Genomic DNA, 21,754 nt, shown 5'->3' with positions numbered 1-21,754 from the left:
CGAAGCGGTGATCTGGATGGGTTATTTCGTGGTCAATTGCAGGTTGGCAGCAGCCGGTTTGCCGTCGAAGGTGGTCACACCCTCCAGCCAGCGCGCCTTGTCTTGCGGGTGATCCTTGAGCCACTGCTTGGCGGATTCGATGGCATCCTTGTGGTCCAGCAGCGGTTGCATCATGCGGCTCTCGTCGGCGGCGGTGAACGTCAGGTTGGTCAGCAGCTTATGCACGTTGGGGCACTGCTCGGCGTAGGCCGGCGCGGTCACGGTCCACACGGTGGCCATGCCTTCGTTCGGGCCCAGGGCGTCTTCGCTGCCGGTGAGGTAAGTCATCGCCACATTGACGTTCATCGGGTGCGGTGCCCAACCAAAGAACACCACGGCTTCCTTGCGGCGCACGGCACGGTCTACGGCCGCCAACATGCCGGCTTCGCTGGACTCCACCAACTGGAACTTGCCCAGGCCGAACTGGTTTTTGGCGATCATCGCCTTGATCTGCGTATTGGCGCCCGAGCCCGGCTCGATGCCATAAATCTTGCCGCCCAGGTCTTTTTCGAACCTGGCGATGTCAGCAAAGGTTTTCAGGCCCTTGTCGGCCAGATAGGTCGGCACCGCCAGGGTGGCGCGGGCGTCTTCCAGGCTGGGTTTTTCGAGGACCTTGACTTGCTTGGCGTCGACGAACGGCGTGATGGTCTGGGTCATCAGCGGGTTCCAGTAACCCAGAAACAGGTCCAGGCGCTGGTCGCGGATGCCGGCAAAGATGATTTGCTGCGAGGCGCTGGTTTGTTTGGTCTTGTAGCCGAGGCCATCGAGCAGCACCTGGGCCATGGCGCTGGTGGCGATGACGTCGGTCCAGTTGACCACGCCCATGCGTACGTTTTGGCATGAAGCGGCATCCGCTGCAAGGGCGTTAGTGCTCAAAATGGCGCTGGCGCTGAGTGCAAGTACGCAGCGGCTGATCAGTCGGTTCATGGGTGGAGCCCTCGGCAGTCGTTATTGTGGGTGCCGGCGTCTTTGTGCGCCGTGGGATCACGTTACGCAGCTTGGCGCCCCGCAAAGCGCACGGCGGCGACCCGCTTTTGCACTGCAGCGACCTGGGCTCTTGAATGGCCGGTTGAACTGGCGTATCACAGTGACCACGCTGCCCGTCCGACGAGAGCGCCACCATGTCCCAGGATGTCTATTTCTTGCTGATGCCGGGTTTCTCGGCCCTCGGTTTTATCTCCGCGCTGGAACCGTTACGCGTGGCCAATCGCTTTCGCGGCGAGCTGTACCGCTGGCACATCTTGAGTGCCGATGGCGGCGCGGTACTGGCGAGCAACGGCATGTCGGTCAACGCCGATGCCGCGCTGGAACCGTTGAAAAAAGGCGCGACCTTACTGGTGGTGGCCGGCTTCGAACCCCTGCAGTTCGCCACGCCCGCCCTGGAGCATTGGCTGCGCCGCCTCGACCATGAGGGTGTGACCCTGGGTGCCATCGACACCGGCGCCTGCGTGCTGGCCGAGGCGGGCCTGCTTGACGGCCACCGCCTGACCTTGCACTGGGAAGCCATCGACGCCTTCAAGGAGGCCTATCCGCACCTGAGCGTGACCCAGGAACTGTTCGAAATCGACCGGCGCCGCATCACCTGCGCTGGCGGCACGGCGTCCATCGACTTGATGCTCGATCTCATCGCCCAGGCCCACGGCCCGGAGCTGGCGATCCAGGTTTCCGAGCAATTCGTACTCGGCCGCATCCGCCCGCGCAAGGACCACCAGCGCATGCAGATCGCCACGCGCTACGGCATCAATAACAAGAAACTGGTGCACGTGATCGGCGAAATGGAACAGCACACCGAACCGCCCCTGAGCACCTTGGCCCTGGCCGAAACGATCAAGGTCACCCGACGCCAACTGGAGCGGCTGTTTCGCCTGCACCTGAACGATACGCCGAGCAATTTCTACCTGGGCCTGCGCCTGGAAAAAGCCCGCAAACTGCTGCGCCAGAGCGACATGAGCGTGCTGGAAGTGAGTATCGCGTGCGGGTTTGAGTCTCCGTCGTATTTCACCAGGAGCTATCGCGCAAGGTTTGCCAAATGCCCGCGGGAGGATCGGCGACGGGAGGTGGTTTGACGGACAATTATAGTCAATTATACTCTTGGCTATAATTTATAGTTATTTCCATAATTGAGTATAAAACCATGTCCAAGCACAGCGGCTTTGTGTTTCGCCGCCCCACCCTGGCAAGCAGTATTGCCGATGGCCTGGTGGGGGCCGGTATTCAGGATTTCACCTCCGGCCTGTTTCTCGCGGCGCCCCGACGCACGGGCAAAAGCACTTTTCTGCGCGAAGACCTGATTCCGGAATGTCAGCTGCGGGGCTGGCTGGCGGTGTATGTCGACCTGTGGGCCGACAAGGAAAAAGACCCCGCCGAGCTGATCGCAGGTGCCATTGCGGGGGCGTTGGTGCCGTTTGAAAAGGGCATTCGCAAACTGGCAAAGAGCATTGGCATCGAGAAACTAAGCTTTCTGCGTACGCTTTCGTGGGACTTTACCAAGCCACAATTGCCTGTCGGTGCGACGCTGACCCAAGCGTTGGAATTGCTCCATAGGGCTGCAGAAAAACCCGTTGTACTGGTGATTGACGAAGCACAGCACGCATTAACCACCGAGTCAGGTATCAATGCGATGTTCGCGTTGAAGGCTGCCCGGGATCAGCTCAACCAAGGCCGTGACGAGGAGGGCAGCGGTTTGCGCCTGGTGTTTACCGGCTCCAATCGCGACAAACTCGCCCATTTGGTATTGGGTAAAAGCCAGCCATTCTTCGGTTCCAGCATCACGCCGTTTCCGCTGCTGGGCAAAGCGTTCACCCAGGCCTACACCGTGCACCTCAACGCGCACCTGGCCAAGAACAACCAATTCAACGCGGCTGACATTGATGAGGCGTTTGAGCTGGTAGGTCGGCGTCCCGAGATGTTGCGCACGATCATCGGTGAAGTCGCATTGGAGCTGGGCGAGGCGAGCAATCTTGGCCAACTGCTGCACAGTCGCGCAGAACTGCTGCGCGCGGGTGTATGGACCGAGTTCGAAAGCGCCTGGAACGCCCTGACCATCCCGCAGCGTGCGGTGTTGCAGGTGATGGTGGTGCGTTCGCAAAGCAATGAGCCATTTGCGCCGTTTACCGACAGCACGATTACCGCAGTCAGCAAGGCATTGGAGGTTATGCGCAGCGATGTGGTGCCCGGGACCCAGACCATTCAGGCCTGTATCGATGCCCTGCGCGACAAGGAATTGGTATGGAAGTCGAGCCGGGGAGGGTATGCCCTGGAAGACAAGTCGTTCGGGGATTGGCTGCTGCACAAAACCCGCATACCGACTAACGAGTGAAACCCGATGTAGCGCAGTTTATAAGGGAATCATGGAAGGTGTAGGAAGTTTCTTTTTTTCATCGCTAACGGAGACTTATAGCCAAGGACTGCTAACGTCCTATGGGTCTTAGAAGTGGCTCTTGACCAAATGCTTTTGAAATGAAGCACGCAGGCCAGGAAGTCACTACTTAACCAGAAGAGGTTGGCATGCTTAGAAAACTAGTTACTGTCATCGCGTTCGCGACCACCCCGGTGTGGGCAGTCCAGGCGTCTGCACCTTTCACCGGAGCCGACTACAGCGGGCGCTATGAATGTACCGGCCAGGATAAACATATAGGCAGCTATAAGGGTGTTGTTGATATGGCGCTCGACGCCAAGCAAAGCACTGGCAAGTACGCCGCCTACACCTTCACCTTGACCTTGGAAGACAAGTCCCGTTATGACGGAATGGCCGCCGGGACTTCGGATGCGCTGGGCGTTTATTTTGCTCACACCGACCCTGTCTTGAAAGACTTCGGCGTGGGGGTCGCACAAATGACGTCAACCCCGGAGGGCAAAGTGTCTTTCGTTAAGTACTACTACACGCCTGAATACGAAAGCGGTGGTCACGGCTTGGAACACTGCGTCAAAAGCTGATGGGTAGTTACTTTTTCATCAGGGTTGAACAGGCTGTTTTATAAGCTTCATGCTGATACTTGTTCAACGTCGTCGGCAGATCAAAGCTGTGCTTCTTGTTTTGCGCATTGATGGTCTGCGGCGACAGCAGCGTCACCTCCACCCCATCCAGCAACTGAAACACCCCTTCGATCTTGAACGTCGTCGGGCCACCGGCGAACTCGCCTTTTTTACTGCGTTTCTTGATGGCAATGCGCGTGATGCCGTTGGCTTGAACGAACGCCTTCACCTGGGCGGCGAAGGCTTTGACGTTGGCTGCATCATCGTCGTCTTCAAGGGCGATTTTCTTGGTGGCCAGGGCGACGTGGGTCAGCGCCTGGTTGTCCAGGGAGGCGACGGCGATGATGGCTTCGCTGCCTTTGATTTCGATGCCGCAGATGGTCATGAGCGGGTCCTTTGCGAGGGAGAGGCTTCAGGAAAGGGCTTGTTGAAATGCAATTCAAAGAGCTGCTCTATTGTCTTGCTCATTGGTTGAAGTTGGGAAATTTCTATCTTAAGTTTCAATAAGCTTGCTTCTTTGATTTTAATATCTAGCTCATTCAGTACTTCGCCGGGCTTTTGTATTTTCTGAAACCAGCGGCTAAAACCTATCACCGTGCACAGTGACGTGAGCGTCGCGTACAGACCTATGAAAATATAAAACTCTTTTTCGTGGACGAGCAGATAGTCCATGAACGTGTCGAGGTTATCTTTCTCTCGTTCTTTGTAGGTAGAAAGTTTTCTTTCTTGTATAACGAGGCTGTTCTTCAGGAAGGTGACGTCGTTGTTGAATGAATCCGGCAGATCTGCGATTTTATGCAGCTCCGGTGTGCCTTTCTCAAGTGCTTCAATGCGTTTGGTGAAGTCGTTTACCATTTGCTCCGTTTGCGAATGGTGGCTTTCCTCGCGTGTTTCTTTTTGGAGTCTGTAGTCCAGATAAGAAAAAATAGACACCAGTGTCAGCGCACCTGCAATTAGCCATAAACCAAATACAGCAAGCAACTTATAAATATTGTCGGTGGGTGGAGATGGAAGCCATTGCATGCCGAAAATTCCTTAAATCAGCGTCAGGTAGCGAAAAGCGACAGTGGGACGCTTCTAGTGTAGGAATATAGTTACTGTTCTTGGCCAATCGACTCCAAAAACTCCGACCGCTCATCACTCATGCGCGCCAGGCAGTCGTTGTGCGCAATCGCATAGGCCTTGGTGCCGGTCACTGCCGGGAAGGTGTCCACTGCACAATCGGCGTCGCGCAGTTTTTCCCACTTCTGCTGTGCGTCCTTCAGACGGGCGGTAATGTCCGCCAGTTTGGTCTTGTCGCTGCCGTAGGTCGAACCCATGCGCTCCAGCAACCCCTGATAATTATCTTTGAGCAATTGCTCGGCGGTGGTCTTGTTGTAGGTGGCGCATTCCAAGGTTTGCTGGTCGTTCTCGATACCGTCGCACGGCGTGCTGTCGGTGTCTTCGGCCGCGTGGGCGGTGGTTGCGATGAGTGCCAAAGCCAGGAAAATCGATTTCATTGCGCCGTCTCATATCACGTGATGCGCAATTCTGGCTCAAGCGTAAGACAAAGAACAGCCGACCGTGGGGCCTGTCTTCACAGGCTTTGTCGCGGATTGACGCTTTCGGCAATTCCCCTGTCGTTTTTGCACCCGGCTCCGCCGGTCCCTGGGCATATGCTGGCCCCAAAGCGCCGGCAGACGATTCGGCGCATGAATCGCCAATAAGGGGACGCCTGATGAGCCCAGCCGAGTTGCACGCCGACAGCATCGTTATCGACGGTCTGATTATTGCCAAGTGGAACCGCGACCTGTTCGAAGACATGCGCAAAGGTGGCCTCACCGCCGCCAACTGCACGGTGTCGGTGTGGGAAGGCTTCCAGGCCACGATCAATAACATTGTCGCCAGCCAGACCCTGATCCGTGAGAACAGCGACCTGGTGATCCCGGTGAAAACCACCGCCGACATCCGTCGCGCCAAGGAGCAGGGCAAGACCGGCATCATCTTCGGCTTCCAGAATGCCCATGCCTTTGAGGACCAGCTCGGCTATGTCGAGATCTTCAAGCAGCTCGGCGTGGGGGTGGTGCAGATGTGCTACAACACCCAGAACCTGGTGGGCACCGGTTGCTACGAGCGTGATGGCGGCCTGTCGGGTTTCGGTCGCGAGATCGTCGCCGAGATGAACCGCGTCGGCATCATGTGCGACCTGTCCCACGTGGGCTCCAAGACCAGCGAAGAGGTCATCCTCGAATCGAAAAAGCCGGTGTGCTACTCCCACTGCCTGCCGTCCGGGCTTAAAGAGCACCCGCGCAACAAGTCTGATGAGGAGCTGAAGTTCATCGCCGACCACGGTGGGTTTGTCGGCGTGACCATGTTTGCGCCGTTCCTGGCCAAGGGCATCGACTCGACCATCGACGACTACGCCGAAGCCATCGAATACACCATGAACATCGTCGGCGAAGACGCGATCGGCATTGGCACCGACTTCACCCAGGGCCATGGCCAGGATTTCTTCGAAATGCTCACCCATGACAAGGGCTACGCCCGCCGCCTGACCAGCTTCGGCAAGATCATCAACCCGCTGGGCATCCGCACCGTGGGTGAGTTCCCCAACCTCACCGAGACCCTGCTCAAGCGCGGCCACAGCGAGCGCGTGGTGCGCAAGATCATGGGCGAGAACTGGGTCAACGTGCTCAAGGACGTCTGGGGCGAATAAGCCACTGCTCGCTTAATCCTTCACCCGCCGCCATCCGCGTGGCGGGCATCAAAACGAATTTTCTGGAGTTAAGTTTCCATGGCCAAGATCGCCCCGCAATTGCCAATTGAAGTCGACAGCGAAACCGGTGTCTGGACCTCCGACGCCCTGCCGATGCTGTACGTGCCACGCCATTTCTTCGTCAACAACCACATGGGTATCGAAGAAGTGCTGGGGGCCGACGCCTACGCCGAGATCCTCTACAAGGCTGGCTACAAGTCCGCCTGGCACTGGTGTGAAAAAGAAGCTGAATGCCACGGCCTGGAAGGCGTCGCGGTGTTCGAGCACTACATGAAGCGCCTGTCGCAACGCGGCTGGGGCCTGTTCAAGATCCAGGACATCGACCTGGACAAAGGCACCGCCAGCGTCAAGCTGGAACACTCGGCGTTCGTCTACGTGTACGGCAAGGTCGGCCGCAAGGTGGACTACATGTTCACCGGCTGGTTTGCCGGCGCCATGGACCAGATCCTTCAAGCGCGTGGCAGCAAGATTCGCACTGTCGCCGAACAAGTCTACGGAGGCTCCGAAGAGGGCCACGATGATGGTTTGTTCACCGTCAAACCGTTGTAAGCCGAGGACCGTGCCATGGCTTTCGAAGCAATGTTCCAGCCGATCCAGATCGGCAAACTGACCATCCGCAACCGGGTGCTCAGCACTGCGCATGCCGAGGTGTATGCCACCGACGGCGGCATGACCACCGACCGCTATGTGAAGTACTACGAAGAGAAAGCCAAGGGCGGTATTGGCCTGGCGATCTGCGGTGGCTCCTCCGTGGTGGCCATCGACAGCCCGCAGGAATGGTGGGCGTCGGTGAACCTGTCCACCGACCGCATCATCCCGCACTTCCAGAATCTGGCCGATGCCATGCACAAGCATGGCGCCAAGATCATGATCCAGATTACCCACATGGGCCGGCGCTCGCGTTGGGACGGCTTTAACTGGCCGACCCTGATGTCGCCGTCCGGCGTGCGTGAGCCGGTGCACCGTGCCACCTGCAAGACCATCGAGCCAGAAGAAATCTGGCGCGTGATCGGCAACTACGCCCAGGCTGCGCGTCGGGCCAAGGCCGGTGGCCTGGACGGGGTGGAATTGTCGGCCGTGCACCAGCACATGATCGACCAGTTCTGGAGCCCGCGGGTCAACAAGCGTACCGACGAGTGGGGCGGCAGCTTCGAGGGCCGCATGAAGTTCGGCCTGGAAGTGTTGAAGGCCGTGCGTGCCGAAGTGGGGGATGACTTCTGTGTGGGCATGCGCCTGTGCGGTGACGAGTTCCACCCGGACGGCTTGTCCCACGAGGACATGAAGCAAATCGCCAAGTACTACGATGACACCGGCATGCTCGATTTCATCGGCGTGGTGGGCTCGGGTTGCGACACCCACAACACCCTGGCCAACGTCATCCCGAACATGAGCTACCCACCGGAGCCGTTCCTGCACCTGGCGGCCGGCATCAAGGAAGTGGTCAAGGTTCCGGTGCTGCACGCGCAGAACATCAAGGACCCGAACCAGGCCACGCGTATTCTGGAAGGCGGCTATGTGGACATGGTCGGCATGACCCGTGCGCACATCGCCGACCCGCACCTTATCGCCAAGATCAAGATGGGCCAGATCGACCAGATCAAGCAGTGCGTGGGCGCCAACTACTGCATCGACCGCCAGTACCAAGGCCTGGATGTGCTGTGCATCCAGAACGCCGCGACCTCCCGTGAATACATGGGCGTGCCGCACATCATCGAGAAGTCCACCGGGCCCAAGCGCAAGGTGGTTGTAGTGGGGGCCGGCCCGGCCGGGATGGAAGCCGCGCGCGTGGCGGCTGAACGTGGCCACGACGTGACGCTGTTCGAGAAAAAAGAGTTTATCGGCGGGCAAATCACCACGGCATCGAAAGCGCCGCAGCGTGACCAGATCGCCGGTATCACCCGTTGGTATCAACTGGAACTGGCGCGTTTGAAAGTCGACCTGCGCCTGGGTGTTGCAGCCGATGCCGAGACCATCCTGGACGTGCGTCCGGACGTGGTGGTGCTGGCGGTGGGCGGGCATCCGTTCATCGAGCAGAACGAACACTGGGGCGCCGCCGAAGGCTTGGTGGTGAGCAGTTGGGACGTGCTCGACGGCAAGGTGCTGCCTGGCAAGAACGTGCTGGTGTACGACACCATCTGTGAATTCACCGGCATGTCGGTGGCCGACTTCCTGGCCGACAAAGGCAGCCAGGTGGAGATCGTCACCGACGACATCAAGCCGGGCGTGGCAATCGGCGGTACGTCGTTCCCCACGTACTACCGCAGCATGTACCCCAAGGAAGTGATCATGACCGGCGACATGATGCTGGAAAAGGTCTACCGCGAGGGCGACAAGCTGGTGGCCGTGCTGGAGAACGAATACACCGGCGCCAAAGAGGAGCGGGTGGTCGACCAGGTCGTGGTGGAGAACGGCGTGCGTCCGGACGAGGCGATTTACTACGGGCTCAAGGAAGGTTCGCGCAACAAGGGCCAGATCGACGTTGAAGCGCTGTTTGCGATCAAGCCGCAGCCATGCCTGAGCGAGGCGGGCGAGGGGTACTTGCTGTTCCGCATTGGTGACTGTGTGGCCCAGCGCAATACCCACGCTGCCATCTATGACGCCCTGCGCTTGTGCAAGGATTTCTAAGCCGAAAGTGGACCCGGTCTGAATGTGGGAGCTGACCAATGTGGGAGCCGGGCTTGCCCGCGATGCAGGCGACTCGGTCTTGAGTGAGACCGAGTCGATGCCATCGCAGGCAAGCCAGCTCCCACATTGATCCGGCCCCCATGCAAGACCTGTGTGGTCTGTGGGAGCTTCACCATGTTGAATACCTTGCTGCCTATTCTCTTGTTTGCCGCCCTGGGCCTCGCCGTCCTCGGCGCCTTGCGCCGGGTGAACATGTGGCGTCGTGGCCGCTCATCCAAAGTCGACCTGCTGGGTGGCCTCTTGGCCATGCCCAAGCGTTACATGGTCGACCTGCACCACGTAGTCGCCCGTGACAAATACATCGCCAATACCCACGTAGCGACGGCGCTGGGCTTTGTGCTGTCGGCGCTGCTGGCGATTGTGGTGCACGGTTTCGGCCTGCAGAGCCGCATTCTTGGTTATGCCCTGCTGCTGGCGTCGACATTGATGTTTGTCGGCGCGATCTTCATGTACCTGCGCCGCCGCAATCCGCCTGCCCGCCTGTCCAAAGGCCCGTGGATGCGCCTGCCGAAAAGCCTGATGGCCTTCTCGGTGAGCTTCTTCCTGGTGACCTTGCCGGTGGCCGGGATTCTGCCCGCCGATTTCGGCGGCTGGCTGCTTGCGGCATTGCTGAGCGTGGTCGTGTTGTGGGGCGTGTCCGAGATGTTCTTCGGCATGACTTGGGGCGGGCCGATGAAACACGCGTTTGCCGGAGCCCTGCACCTGGCCTGGCACCGTCGCGCCGAACGCTTTGGCGGCGGCCGCTCCACCGGTTTGAAACCCTTGGACCTGAGCGATAAAACCGCGCCGCTGGGCGTGGAAAAACCCAAGGACTTCACCTGGAACCAACTGCTCGGCTTCGACGCCTGCGTGCAGTGCGGCAAGTGCGAAGCGGCGTGCCCGGCGTTTGCCGCGGGCCAGCCACTGAACCCGAAAAAACTCATTCAGGACATGGTGGTCGGTTTGGCCGGTGGCACCGATGCCAAGTTTGCCGGCAGCCCGTACCCCGGCAAACCGGTGGGCGAACACGGCGGCAACCCGCACCAGCCGATCGTCAACGGCCTGGTGGACGCCGAGACCCTGTGGTCGTGCACCACCTGCCGCGCCTGCGTGGAAGAGTGCCCGATGATGATCGAGCACGTGGACGCCATTGTCGACATGCGTCGCCACCTCACCCTGGAGAAAGGCGCCACGCCGAACAAGGGCGCTGAAGTCCTGGAAAACCTGATCGCTACCGACAACCCCGGCGGGTTTGCCCCTGGTGGTCGTCTGAACTGGGCGGCAGACCTGAACCTGCCGTTGCTCAGCGACAAAGGCAGTTGCGATGTGCTGTTCTGGGTCGGCGATGGCGCCTTCGACATGCGTAACCAGCGTACCCTGCGCGCTTTCGTCAAAGTGCTCAAGGCCGCCAAGGTCGATTTCGCCGTGCTCGGCCTGGAAGAACGCGACAGCGGTGACGTGGCGCGGCGCCTCGGTGACGAAGCGACATTCCAGTTGCTGGCCACGCGCAATATCCAGACCCTGGCCAAGTACAGCTTCAAGCGCATAGTCACCTGCGATCCGCACAGCTTCCATGTGCTGAAAAACGAATACGGCGCCTTCAACGGCAACTACCGCGTGCAGCACCACAGCACCTTCATGGCCGAGCTGATCGGCGAGGGCGCGCTGAATCTGGGCCAGCACAAAGGCAACAGCGTGACCTACCATGACCCTTGCTACCTGGGCCGCTACAACGGTGAATACGAGGCGCCGCGCCAAGTGCTAAAGGCGTTGGGTATCGAGGTCAAGGAAATGCAACGCTCGGGCTTCCGTTCACGCTGCTGCGGTGGCGGTGGCGGTGCGCCGATCACCGACATCCCCGGCAAGCAACGTATCCCCGATATGCGCATGGACGACATCCGCGAGACCGGCGCCGAACTGGTGGCCGTGGGTTGCCCACAATGCACGGCGATGCTTGAAGGCGTGGTCGAACCGCGCCCGTTGATCAAGGACATCGCCGAACTGGTAGCCGACGCGTTGCTTGAAGACGCCGCGCCGGCCAAAGCCCCCGTCAAGCGTGAACCTGCGGAGGTGCACTAATGAGCGATATTATCCGCCGCGACCCCCGGGCCGAATGGATCGCCCGTAACCGCCTGCACCCGTTGCACGCGGCGATGCAGCCGGTGCAACACAGCTGGATGGGGCCCAACGGCATCATTCGCAAAAACGTGCATGGTGTCGGTTTTATCGGGCCCAACGGCATCAAGCGTATCGACCGCAGCGGTGCCCAGCAGGGCGGCGCGGCCAAGCGCACCGCGGCAGTGGAAGTGCAATTGCCGCTGCATCAAGTGCCGACCCCGGCGTTCTACATCAACGTGGTGCCGGACATGGTCGGTGGCCGCCTGAGCAGCCACGACCGTGACCTGCTTGGCCTGGCGCGCCAACTGGCCGGCGATGACGGCGCGGTGTTGGCGGTGGTATTCGGTGAACACAAGGAAAGCGCGTTTGCCACGGCCGGCGTCGACCGTCTGCTGGTGCTGGAGGGGCATGAGTTCGAGGGTTATGCACCGGAGCAACGCGTGCAGGGCCTGCGCGCTGTGGATAACCAATTCAGCCCGCGCCACTGGTTGCTGCCAGACAGCCGCAGCGGTGGTGGTGAGCTGGGGCGACGCTTTGCCGCCAGCCTCAAGGAACGCCCGGCGACGCGGGTGTGGCAGATCAAGGGCGAGGAATGCATCGGCCGTGCCGGTGCCGGCCAGGAAGACCTGGCGCGGCCGTTGCCCCGTCTGATCCTCGCTGCCGCCGAATGTGCCGATCCGGTCAGCGAGACCCGCCACGAAGTCTTGCCCGTGGAGTTATCCACAAGCCTGGCGCGCAGTTTGCCTCGTATCGAAGACCTCGGCGCGGTGGCGGTCGACCCGGCAGCGATTCCGATGGCCGAGGCAGAGTTCATTTTCTCCGGTGGCAACGGCGTGAAGGATTGGGCGCTGTTCCACCAGACCGCCGCGGCCCTGGGCGCTACCGAAGGCGCCTCGCGGGTGGCAGTGGATGATGGCTTCATGGCGCGTGATCGCCAGGTCGGCGCCAGCGGAACCTGGGTCACTGCGCGGGTGTACGTGGCGGTGGGCATTTCCGGGGCGATCCAGCACCTGCAAGGCATCGGTGCCTGCGACAAGGTGGTGGCGATCAACCTCGACCCAGGGTGCGACATGATCAAGCGTGCCGACCTGTCGGTGATCGGCGAAAGCGCCGCGATACTGCACGCCTTGATCGCGGCGGTCGAAACCTACCGCAACGGCGCCAAGCGCGATGCAGCCTGAGGATATGACCATGACGAACACTGTATTCAGCCTGGTGTCCATCGGCGCTCACCCCACTTCCGGACGACCCCGCCGCGCCGAGCAGGACGCGCGCGCGGTTGAGCTGGGGCTGCAACTGGCTGGGGATAAGTTGCAGGTGCTGCACGCTGGTGATGTCAGCGAGCCGACCCTGCGCAGCTACCTGGGCATGGGCCTGCCGCAACTGCAGGTATTGGAGCAGCCGGCCGGCTCCGATGCCTTGCCGGTGCTCTGTGAGTATCTGCGCGACGCCGGTGCTCAAGTGGTACTGACCGGGAGCCAGGCAGAAACCGGCGAAGGCTCGGGAATGCTGCCGTTCCTCTTGGCCGAGCAACTGGGCTGGCCGCTGATTGTGGGGCTGGCCCAGGTGGAGTCCATCGACGCCGGCGTAGCCCTGGTGCTGCAGGCGCTGCCTCGCGGCCAGCGACGGCGCTTGAAGGTGCGCCTGCCGTTTCTCGCCACTGTGGATAACGCCGCGCCCAAGCCTCGGCAAAGCGCGTACGGCCCGGCGCAACGGGGTGAGCTGGCAGCCCATGACGTCGAGATTGAACACGACGAGTTATTCACAGGCGCACTGCTGCAGCCGGCCAAGCCACGGCCAAAGCGCCTCAAGGTGATCAAGGCCAAGAGTGGTGCTGACCGTATGAAAGCCGCAACGGCCAAGGCCAGTGGCGGCGGTGGGCAGGTGCTCAAGGGCGTGAGCGCTGAAGAGGGCGCGCAAGCGATTCTCAAGCTTCTGGTAGAAGAGGGCGTCGTACGCTGAACCCTGACCACCACCAAACCTTTTGGGAGCTGGCTTGCCTGCGATAGCGGTGGGTCAGCAACCCATGCAGCCGTTGACGTATTGCAATCGCGGGCAAGCCCGCTCCCACATTTCCCTGCTTTATGTTGGGCTTACCCACAATGCCTGTTGATCCGCCTGTGGATAACCTGTTCGCGGGTGTCCACAAGCCCGGCATATCAAGCTCTGCAGCCCTCTGTACGAAAAACAACCAACCTAACTTGCGGTTTTTGCTCGGGTTTTAACCGGGTTAAGGCCTCGACTTGCCCCCAAAGTCTGTTGGCGCTTTTGTGGATAAGATGTTCGCTATCCGCTACAGGCCTTGTAAAGCGTGGTCTTCGAGGGATTGGTCAATAATTGATCAGATCTCACTTATTCGCCGTTTAAACGGCTGGATATCCCCGATTCATGAGGGTTTAAAGGGCTTTTCCACAACCCGGAAAAAGTTGCCCCCAAAGTCTGTTGGTGCATCTGTGGATAAGGTGTTCGCTTACCGCTGCAAGCCACGCTAATCAAGGCTCTTGGAGGATTGATCAATAAATGAGCTGCTCAAGATAAAACCTGCAAGTTTGAATAAGTCACGGATTTTCTTGATTTAATTTGCGTGTGCGGCCACTTGCCCACAATTGCTGTGGGTGGCTTTGTGGATAAGTTGTTGGGGAAAGGCTGGAGGGCAGGGTGGTAAAGGGCTGTATCGGAGCTGATCGAATTTTGAACAGTTAATCTGTCCAAATGTGGGAGCTGGCTTGCCTGCGATAGCGGTCTATCAGCCCATACAGACTTTGACAGACACCATGCCATCGCGGGCAAGCCCGTTCCTACACAAGCGTTATTCGTGAGCAGCTACGCCTTTGAGATAAGGCGCTGGCGCCGCACCCAGGTTGCTCAACATCCGCTCGCTGTACCAATCAACAAAATTCACCACGCCAAACTCATAGGTCTTGGAGTAAGGGCCTGGCTGGTAGGCGGTGGAGTTGATGCCGCGCTGGTTTTCTTCGGCCAGGCGGCGGTCCTGGTCGTTGGTGGCATCCCACACCTGGCGCATGCGCTCCACGTCGTAGTCCACGCCTTCCACGGCGTCCTTGTGCACGATCCACTTGGTGGTGACCATGGTTTCCTGGGCGCTGATGGGCCACACGGTGAACACAATGATGTGGTCGCCCATGCAGTGGTTCCAGGAGTGCGGCAGGTGCAGGATGCGCATCGAGCCCAGGTCCGGGTTCTTGATGCGGCCCATCAGTTTGGCGCAGCCCTGCTTGCCGTCCAGGGTCATCGACACAGTGCCCTTGAGCAGTGGCATGCGCACGATGCGGTTACGCAGGCCGAAGCTGGCGTGGGCGTAAGGGATCTTCTCGGCGTCCCAGGCGGCAGCAGAAGCAGCCACGTGATCCTTGAACGCCTGGTCGGCGCGCGGGTCGGTAACGTCGTCCCATTCCAGCAGGGTTTTCAGCAGTTCCGGGTGCGAGGCGTTGCAGTGGTAGCACTCGCGGTTGTTTTCCAGCACCAGCTTCCAGTTGGCTTTTTCGAACAAGGTGGTCTGGATCGCCACCTTGGTGTTCTCCATGTCGTAGGGCTCCATGTAATGGCTGAGCGTCGACAGGAAGTCATCAATGGCCGGTGGGTTTTCGGCCAGGCTGATAAAGATGTAGCCGCCAGCAGTCTTCACGTTCACCGGCTTGAGGCCGTACTGCTTCATGTCGAAATCGGCGCCCATCTCGGTGCCGGCGAACAGCAGGCGGCCGTCCAGCTCATAGGTCCACTGGTGGTAGTGGCATACCAATTTGGCGACCTTGCCCTTGTCGCTGGTGCACAAGCGCGAGCCACGGTGGCGGCAGACGTTGTGGAACGCATGCACCACGCCGTCGGCACCCCGGATTACGATGATTGGGTTCTTGCCCACTTGCAGGGTCAGGTAGTTGCCCTTGGTGGGGATTTCGCAGGTCATGCCGGCGATCAACCACTCTTTCTGGAAGATCTCCTGCATGTCGATATCAAACAACCGCTCATCAGAGTAGAACGGCTGCGGCAGCGAAAAAGTGCGCTCGCGCTCTTGCAGCATTTGCGCGGTGGCCTTGCGTGCGGGTTCCAGCGGATCGCCCAAGCTTAAGGTTGCGGTGACGTCCATCGTGTGTGTCCTCATGGCCATTCTGTGTGGCCGGCGAATAGTGGCTACGGTTGGTGCTGTGCAAGGCGTAAAGAACGCGTCTTTGTTGGGAGCGAGTGTGGGCCCGGCGTAACGTCGAACCTTATCCATGGGCGACATGGCCCAATCTGATCCCGACGCGCAAGCCCCTGTCTTTGGGGGCTGGTCGCCGTAAGTATGTGAATGTCGCAGATAGGTAAATGGGTGGTTCTCGCGTTACGCAGAATCGCCACCATAAGGCCGACGTCGGCGGTGGAGAACAACATGTCCAATAATTTCCTGAATCCGGTAACCACCCAGACCTGGGCCAATGGTCGGCACATCGTCCGCTGCGTCAAAGTCATCCAGGAAACCTGGGATGTGCGCACCTTCTGCTTCATGGCCGACCAGCCGATCCTGTTCTTTTTCAAGCCGGGGCAATTCGTCACCTTAGAGCTGGAAATCGAAGGCCAGCCGATCATGCGCTCGTACACGATTTCCAGCTCACCGTCAGTGCCTTACAGCTTTTCGGTGACCATCAAGCGTGTGCCGGGCGGCCGGGTTTCCAATTGGCTGCACGACACTTTGCACGAAGGCCAGGAGCTGGCGGTGCACGGGCCGGTCGGGCTGTTCAATGCCATCGACTTCCCGAGCCCGAAAGTGCTTTACCTCAGCGGCGGCGTTGGGATCACGCCGGTGATGTCCATGGCGCGCTGGTTCTACGACACCAACGCGAACGTCGACATGACCTTTATCCACAGCGCCCGCTCGCCCAAGGACATCATCTATCACCGCGAGCTGGAGCACATGGCGTCGCGGATCGACAACTTCAGCCTGCACCTGATTTGCGAAAAACACGGCCTGGGCGAGCCTTGGGCAGGGTATCGCGGCTATCTGAACCACAAGATGCTGGAACTGATGGTGCCGGACTTCCTGGAGCGCGAAGTGTTCTGCTGCGGCCCTACGCCGTACATGAATGCGGTTAAGCGTTTGCTGGAAGTTGCCGGTTTCGACATGACGCGTTATCACGAAGAATCCTTTGGCGCGACACCGCCCGAAGCCCGTGCCGATGCGGTGGAGCAGGCCGAGCAAGCGGCGGATGCGCCGGAGATCGACCTGGCAGACCTGCATCAAGTGGAGTTTATCGCGTCCGGCAAGAGCATCCGCGTGGCGCCGGGGGAAACGGTGCACGCCGCGGCCGCCAAGCTCGGCCTGCTGATCCCCAAGGCCTGCGGCATGGGCATCTGCGGTACGTGCAAGGTCATGAAGCTGGGCGGCGAAGTGGAGATGGAGCACAACGGCGGGATTACCGAAGAGGACGAAGCCGAAGGCTATATCCTGTCGTGCTGCAGTGTGCCGAAGGGTGATGTGCGGATTGAGTTCTGAGGGTCAGTACAAGTCCGGTCGGCGGTCCTGGTGAACGTGATTGTAGTCGCTGATAGACTTGTGCCTGGCCTGGGCCACTGGCAGGTCAGCGACTAACTGCTGTTCCTGCGGGTGGTAGGCTGCTCCGGCCAGCGGGTAGCCATCGGCATCGACGATGACTGAACCGCCTACCCAATTGACGCCACGTTCTTCGCCATAGCGGTCGCACGCAGCGATGAACATGCGGTTGACTGCGGCGTTCGCCTGGACTCGTACGATCTCTGCCGGCCGCTCACCTACGGGACGCGGGCCGTCGGGCCAGTTCACCGGCGCGCAGAGCAGGTCGGCCTGCGCCAGCGCTGCCAGGCGAACCCACTCGGGCAACTCCAGGTCGTAGCAGACCATCACGCCGATGCGCCCGACGGTAGTGTCGACCACTGGAGGTGGCGCCTCACCGGGGGTGAATATCAATTTTTCGCGGTCCCACAGGTGGGCCTTGCGATACACCGTCATCCGCCCCGAAGGCTCGATCAGTGCGGCACTGTTGGCAACCCGGCCCGCGCTCAGACGCTCGCAGAAGCCTGCGACGATAATGATCCCCAGCTCACGTCCCAGGTTTTTCCACAGGGCCAAGGTCGGGCCGTCGAGAGTCTCGGAGACGCTGTGGGCTTCCTCCCGGTCCGTGAACGTATAGCCGCTCTGGACCAGTTCCGGCAGCACGATTACCTGGGCGTCTCGGTCGGCTGCGGCGCGAATCGCGTGCTCGGTCAGCGCCCTGTTATAGCGGGTATCGCCGATACGCGGCGCCAATTGATGACAAACGACGCGTAGCGGTGTCATGGCAAGGCCTCTTCCAACGCTCGTTCACTGGCTTGTACGGCGCGCGCTTCGGTGGCGTGGTCGAGGTGGCGACTCATTGTGCAGTACACCCCCGCCGCAATCGCCAGGCCGACGATGAACGCAATATCGGCGCCGCCCAGTATCACGCTGATCGGCCCCTGATAGAAACCCAGCGACATGAACGGAACCATCGCCGCCAGGCCGAGGAAATATGCAATAAGCCCTGCGCTCGACCAGCGACCATAGATTCCGGCCGGGTTGAAAATGTCGCTGATTGCGTAGCGCCCTTTTCGTACCGCGTAGAAATCCGCCAGGTTCACTGCTGTCCAAGGCACAAGGAAATACAGCATCAAGAGGACGAAGGTGTTGAAGCTGCTCAGGTAACTTTCGGGGATGCTCAGGGCGATCACAAAAATGACTGCGGCCACCAGGCTTATCCCGACGATTCGGCTCTTGATCCGTGGTTTGATCGGCACAAAGCCGTCAATGGCACTGATCCCGGTGAGCATCGCGCCATAGCAGTTGACCGCCATGATACCCACCAGCGCGGGGACTGCGATCAACACGGTAAAGGTGCCAAACCCCGGAAGCAGTTGGTTGCCCACCGCCTGCACGCTACTGATGGCATCCGGCGAGGGTAGTGCAGAGGCGAGAAAGGCGCCCAGCGACATCAGCCACAGCGCCGAGCCGGCAGCGCCCAGGTAGGTCCAGGCAATGACACTGCGTGACGGCGTGTTATGGGGCAGGTAGCGCGAGTAGTCCGAAACGTAGACGGCGTAGCTGATCTGGTAACCGGCAGCGGCCGAAAGCTGGATCAGGAAGGCCGACCAGGAAAAATGTGCGTCGGCCACCGCCGTGTCGGCCTGCAGGGTCATTACGGCAGCGACCGTGAGGACCGCGAACACGCTGATCATCAGGTAGGTCAGCCAGCGTTGCACGGTGTGCAACAGGTCATGGCCGATCACCGCGATCACCACTGCCAGGATAATCATCAAGGCATACCACGGTGCCCGGTTGCCGGGCAGCACGGTATTGATGGCGTCGGTCGCCAGAATCACGTTGAACACGTTAAAACCGATGTACACGAAGACCACCGCGATAAAGGGGACGATGGCTCCGCGCAGGCCGAATTGCGCCCGCGACTGGATCATCTGTGGCAAGCCCATGCGCGGTCCCTGGTTGGCGTGGAAGGCCATGGCGAACGTGCCAAGGCATACGCCGATAACAATCGCCAGGACTGCGTATACCAGGCTCAGCCCCAATGCGGCGCCGGTAAAACCGGTAACCATGGTGGTGAGTACGAAGTTGCCGGTGAACCAGAACGGCGCCTGATGCCAGACCTTGCCGTGGCGTTCGTTGCGCGGCACATAGTCGATGGAACGGGTTTCTATTTTCAGCGCGGGACGGGGAGCTGCCGCTTGGTCGCAAGGCAAGTTCATAGGCTTCACGGTCTGTTTATTATTGAGTGATCGCTGAAGAGTCTTACAAGCAAACGTACGATTGAATCTGTAATTGCAAATAATCACTTCAGGAATCTCTGAACTGACTGTGCAAAACCTTGCGGAGGTGAGGTTTGACTGACAATAGGCTTTGTTATTTCCAAGTGGTATAGAGCCAATTCCTACAATCTTCTACGCTGATGGTCGAACGCGTCGTTGTCGCCCTTCGTAATAGAGCAGTAGGTGGACGTCCTTTTTTCAGCCAAGGATGCTCGACATGTCTGCTATACCTTCCCGTACCAAAAGCGCTGCGCGCTTACTGAGCAATGATGTCACCGCGCTTATCCCCGATTTCCCTTTTCACTACGCCCGTTTCCTCAACCAGGCGGCCAGCAACGGGACGGCACTGGCGCAGGTTTCCAGCAGTGCCCACGGCAGTAAGGTATTGATCGTGGGGGCTGGCGTCGCCGGCCTTGTCGCGGCTTATGAAGCCCTGCGCATGGGTTTGCATCCCGTGGTTGTGGAGGCCAGTCATCGCATGGGTGGGCGACTCTATTCCCAGGTGGTGGGCGACCCACAAGACCCGGCCAACAGTGTCATCTGTGAAATGGGGGCCATGCGTTTCCCCGTTTCCGGCAAGGCGCTGATGCACTATTTCGACAAGGTCGGCATGACCGCCAACTCGGCGGACTTTCCCAACCCTGGCTCGGCTGCAACCCCCAGTACGGTAGTCGACTATCAACAAAAACAGGTCTATTACGAAGGCAAGAATTTGCCCGATGAATATCTGGAAATCGAGCGTAAGTTGTTTGAGGTTTTTCTGGAGCAGGCCCCGATCCATTTCACTGAGATGGAAGCTGCAATGTCCGAGGGCAGCCTTGACCAGGCGAAGATCAAGACGTTGTGGAATGCGATACTGGATGCCGGTTGGGACAATCTCAGCTTTTTTGCCGCCATGGTGGAGCAGGCCGGTTGGAGTCGTGAGGACATTGATTTGTTTGGCCAGATCGGTTTTGGTACAGGAGGGTGGAATACCGACTATCCAAACTGCTTTCTAGAGGTGTTACGGGTGCTGTACACCGGCCTGGATACCAACCATAAGTTGATGTACGACGGCTCCACTGAACTGCCTCGTCGGCTATGGGCGCGTAGCCCGGATGCGATGGGCGACAGCGTGGCCCACTGGCCTTCGGGTACGACCGTCGAAAGCTTGAGCGCTCAAGTCATTCCCCAGGTTTTCGGGCAGGAAGTGCGGCAGATCATAAGACGGCAAGACGGCGAATTCGACGTGTACATCTTTGATCATAACCAGGGGAGCGAATACCAATACACCTTTCCTGCCGTGATCTACACGCCCCACAAGCGGATTCTGGACAAGTTTCGCTATATGAGCGGCGACGATCATTTCAACGCCATGAATAGCCTGCTGTCTGTCAAAGAATGGGAGGCGGTGATGTACACCCATTACATGCAGTCGGCCAAGATTTTTGCCCGGACTAAGCGGCCTTTCTGGACTGATGTCGGGGTGGACTATCAATACAAGATGAGTGTGACCTTATCGGACCGGATTACCCGTGGCACTTATCTGTTGGATTACGCTGCGAGTCAAGGCGCCTACAAGGGCAGCGGAATGTTTTTGTCTTATACCTGGAACGACGACAGCCTCAAGTTTCTGGGGGATCGGGCTGCGCCTTTGCCTTCCCATGTTGCGCTATGTTCGACCTTGTTGGACTCGGTGTATGCCCACCATCAGTTGGACCTTGCGGCGGAGTTCGGCATGACCGATCCCTTTGTCGAAATCAACTGGGAAGAACAGCCGTTTTTTCTCGGAGCTTTCAAGATGAACTTGCCTGGGCAGTACGAATACCAGCGCCTATTGTTTTCGCAGTTCATGAACGGTGTGTCTGCTAAAACACCCGATGGGTTCATTCTGGCGGGGGACGATGTGTCCTTTACTGGCGGCTGGGCGGAAGGCGCAGTGACCACTGCCTTGAATGCAGTTAATAAGCTGGCGGTGATATTTGATGGCGGCACCTTTGACGGTAACAGTGGCCCCATTGATGAATGGATGGAGCTCCAGCCGAAGGCTTTGTAGGTAACAGGTAACCCAGCTTTTTCGGACCGCGCCGCAGGTCATGAGGCTGCGGCGCGGCCTGCGGTGTTAACAGTTATTGGGCATAGATATGGACAACGAAGTGCTGGCCTGAGTTTGTCAATTCGTAGGCTTTGTCGTAGATGGTCAGCGTCCTTGATGACTCCTGAATGGTGTCCCCGACCTTGGCGTGTTTCCTGAACTCATCCCAGTCAATGACCGTGGTGCTAGTGCTGCCGCCGCTTTGCAGTGTGTTGCCATTGCTTTGATATTCCATGATAAAGCTCTCCATTGATGTGCCTTTGCTGCCGATTATTCGGCTGGCGGTGAAACCCGAAAGGTGGCAGTTACCGCTGCGTTTTCCT

General features: G+C 59.3%; 19 protein-coding genes. 11 read left to right on the top strand and 8 right to left on the bottom strand.

Features of this window, described 5'->3' with window-relative positions; genetic code table 11:
* Positions 1-21: 21 nt before the first annotated feature.
* The gene (locus tag JJD66_RS07770) at positions 22-966 is read right to left on the bottom strand and encodes a choline ABC transporter substrate-binding protein (RefSeq protein ID WP_200647907.1); all 945 of its coding nucleotides are present in this window, start codon (positions 964-966) and stop codon (positions 22-24) included.
* A 194-nt stretch (positions 967-1,160) separates the two neighbouring features.
* Here JJD66_RS07770 and JJD66_RS07765 point away from each other — a divergent pair, with 194 nt between their 5' ends.
* The 3 genes from JJD66_RS07765 to JJD66_RS07755 all read left to right on the top strand — a co-directional run bounded on the left by JJD66_RS07765 (position 1,161) and on the right by JJD66_RS07755 (position 3,975).
* Entirely contained in the window at positions 1,161-2,105 is a 945-nt protein-coding gene (locus tag JJD66_RS07765; RefSeq protein WP_054898194.1) for a GlxA family transcriptional regulator, read from the top strand.
* A gap of 68 nt (positions 2,106-2,173) precedes the next feature.
* The gene (locus JJD66_RS07760) at positions 2,174-3,358 is read left to right on the top strand and encodes an ATP-binding protein (protein WP_034128885.1); all 1,185 of its coding nucleotides are present in this window, start codon (positions 2,174-2,176) and stop codon (positions 3,356-3,358) included.
* Positions 3,359-3,546: 188 nt separating this feature from the next.
* Complete coding sequence (locus JJD66_RS07755) at positions 3,547-3,975, top strand: hypothetical protein (protein WP_105228794.1); 429 nt, start codon at positions 3,547-3,549, stop codon at positions 3,973-3,975.
* Between the two features lie 7 nt (positions 3,976-3,982).
* On the opposite strand, the gene JJD66_RS07750 is transcribed toward JJD66_RS07755, so the two are convergent.
* The 3 genes from JJD66_RS07750 to JJD66_RS07740 all read right to left on the bottom strand — a co-directional run bounded on the left by JJD66_RS07750 (position 3,983) and on the right by JJD66_RS07740 (position 5,513).
* Entirely contained in the window at positions 3,983-4,399 is a 417-nt protein-coding gene (locus JJD66_RS07750; RefSeq protein WP_096143761.1) for a DUF3010 family protein, read from the bottom strand.
* The gene (locus JJD66_RS07745; protein WP_198714428.1) at positions 4,396-5,037 is read right to left on the bottom strand and encodes a hypothetical protein; all 642 of its coding nucleotides are present in this window, start codon (positions 5,035-5,037) and stop codon (positions 4,396-4,398) included. The genes JJD66_RS07750 and JJD66_RS07745 overlap by 4 nt, the downstream gene beginning before the upstream one ends.
* A 71-nt stretch (positions 5,038-5,108) precedes the next feature.
* A complete protein-coding gene (locus JJD66_RS07740) occupies positions 5,109-5,513 on the bottom strand; it encodes a lysozyme inhibitor LprI family protein (protein WP_034128881.1) in 405 nt (134 codons plus the stop codon).
* A 218-nt stretch (positions 5,514-5,731) separates the two neighbouring features.
* On the opposite strand from JJD66_RS07740, the gene JJD66_RS07735 reads away from it, so the two are divergent.
* The 6 genes from JJD66_RS07735 to etfB all read left to right on the top strand — a co-directional run bounded on the left by JJD66_RS07735 (position 5,732) and on the right by etfB (position 13,513).
* Positions 5,732-6,709, top strand: coding sequence for a dipeptidase (locus JJD66_RS07735; protein ID WP_032879065.1), 978 nt, complete (start codon positions 5,732-5,734; stop codon positions 6,707-6,709).
* A 78-nt stretch (positions 6,710-6,787) separates the two neighbouring features.
* Positions 6,788-7,318 carry a DUF5943 domain-containing protein gene (locus tag JJD66_RS07730; RefSeq protein ID WP_008033249.1) on the top strand — a complete coding sequence of 177 codons (531 nt, stop codon included), beginning with the start codon at positions 6,788-6,790 and terminating at the stop codon, positions 7,316-7,318.
* Between the two features lie 15 nt (positions 7,319-7,333).
* Complete coding sequence (gene dgcA, locus JJD66_RS07725) at positions 7,334-9,394, top strand: dimethylglycine demethylation protein DgcA (RefSeq protein WP_003194876.1); 2,061 nt, start codon at positions 7,334-7,336, stop codon at positions 9,392-9,394.
* A gap of 174 nt (positions 9,395-9,568) precedes the next feature.
* Positions 9,569-11,512 (top strand): dimethylglycine demethylation protein DgcB, encoded by a 1,944-nt coding sequence (dgcB, locus tag JJD66_RS07720; RefSeq protein ID WP_200647906.1) that lies wholly within the window; start codon positions 9,569-9,571, stop codon positions 11,510-11,512.
* Positions 11,512-12,732 (top strand): electron transfer flavoprotein subunit alpha, encoded by a 1,221-nt coding sequence (etfA, locus tag JJD66_RS07715; protein ID WP_200647905.1) that lies wholly within the window; start codon positions 11,512-11,514, stop codon positions 12,730-12,732. Before dgcB ends, etfA begins: the two co-directional genes overlap by 1 nt.
* Before the next feature lie 4 nt (positions 12,733-12,736).
* Positions 12,737-13,513 carry an electron transfer flavoprotein subunit beta gene (gene etfB, locus JJD66_RS07710; protein WP_371920435.1) on the top strand — a complete coding sequence of 259 codons (777 nt, stop codon included), beginning with the start codon at positions 12,737-12,739 and terminating at the stop codon, positions 13,511-13,513.
* An 847-nt stretch (positions 13,514-14,360) separates the two neighbouring features.
* Here the strand turns inward: etfB and gbcA are convergent.
* The gene (gene gbcA / locus JJD66_RS07705) at positions 14,361-15,656 is read right to left on the bottom strand and encodes a glycine-betaine demethylase subunit GbcA (RefSeq protein WP_032894948.1); all 1,296 of its coding nucleotides are present in this window, start codon (positions 15,654-15,656) and stop codon (positions 14,361-14,363) included.
* Between the two features lie 282 nt (positions 15,657-15,938).
* Between gbcA and gbcB the strand changes: the two genes are divergently transcribed.
* A complete protein-coding gene (gbcB, locus tag JJD66_RS07700) occupies positions 15,939-17,039 on the top strand; it encodes a glycine-betaine demethylase subunit GbcB (RefSeq protein ID WP_014720237.1) in 1,101 nt (366 codons plus the stop codon).
* 3 nt (positions 17,040-17,042) lie between these two features.
* Here the strand turns inward: gbcB and JJD66_RS07695 are convergent, their stop codons facing one another.
* The gene (locus JJD66_RS07695) at positions 17,043-17,858 is read right to left on the bottom strand and encodes a nitrilase-related carbon-nitrogen hydrolase (protein WP_200647904.1); all 816 of its coding nucleotides are present in this window, start codon (positions 17,856-17,858) and stop codon (positions 17,043-17,045) included.
* On the bottom strand, positions 17,855-19,297 hold the full coding sequence (locus tag JJD66_RS07690; RefSeq protein ID WP_105228789.1) for a purine-cytosine permease family protein: 1,443 nt from the start codon (positions 19,295-19,297) through the stop codon (positions 17,855-17,857). Before JJD66_RS07690 ends, JJD66_RS07695 begins: the two co-directional genes overlap by 4 nt.
* 277 nt (positions 19,298-19,574) lie before the next feature.
* Between JJD66_RS07690 and JJD66_RS07685 the strand changes: the two genes are divergently transcribed.
* Positions 19,575-21,392 carry a flavin monoamine oxidase family protein gene (locus tag JJD66_RS07685; RefSeq protein WP_105228788.1) on the top strand — a complete coding sequence of 606 codons (1,818 nt, stop codon included), beginning with the start codon at positions 19,575-19,577 and terminating at the stop codon, positions 21,390-21,392.
* Positions 21,393-21,465: 73 nt separating this feature from the next.
* Here the strand turns inward: JJD66_RS07685 and JJD66_RS07680 are convergent, their stop codons facing one another.
* Positions 21,466-21,666: a hypothetical protein gene (locus tag JJD66_RS07680; protein ID WP_034129068.1), complete on the bottom strand. Its 201-nt coding sequence runs from the start codon at positions 21,664-21,666 to the stop codon at positions 21,466-21,468.
* Between the last annotated feature and the right edge of the window lie 88 nt (positions 21,667-21,754).

The sequence above is a fragment of the Pseudomonas sp. MF6751 genome, assembly GCF_016613265.1.
Classification (GTDB): Bacteria; Pseudomonadota; Gammaproteobacteria; order Pseudomonadales; family Pseudomonadaceae; genus Aquipseudomonas; species Aquipseudomonas fluorescens_BV.
This window is presented reverse-complemented; position numbering and strand designations above follow the sequence as displayed.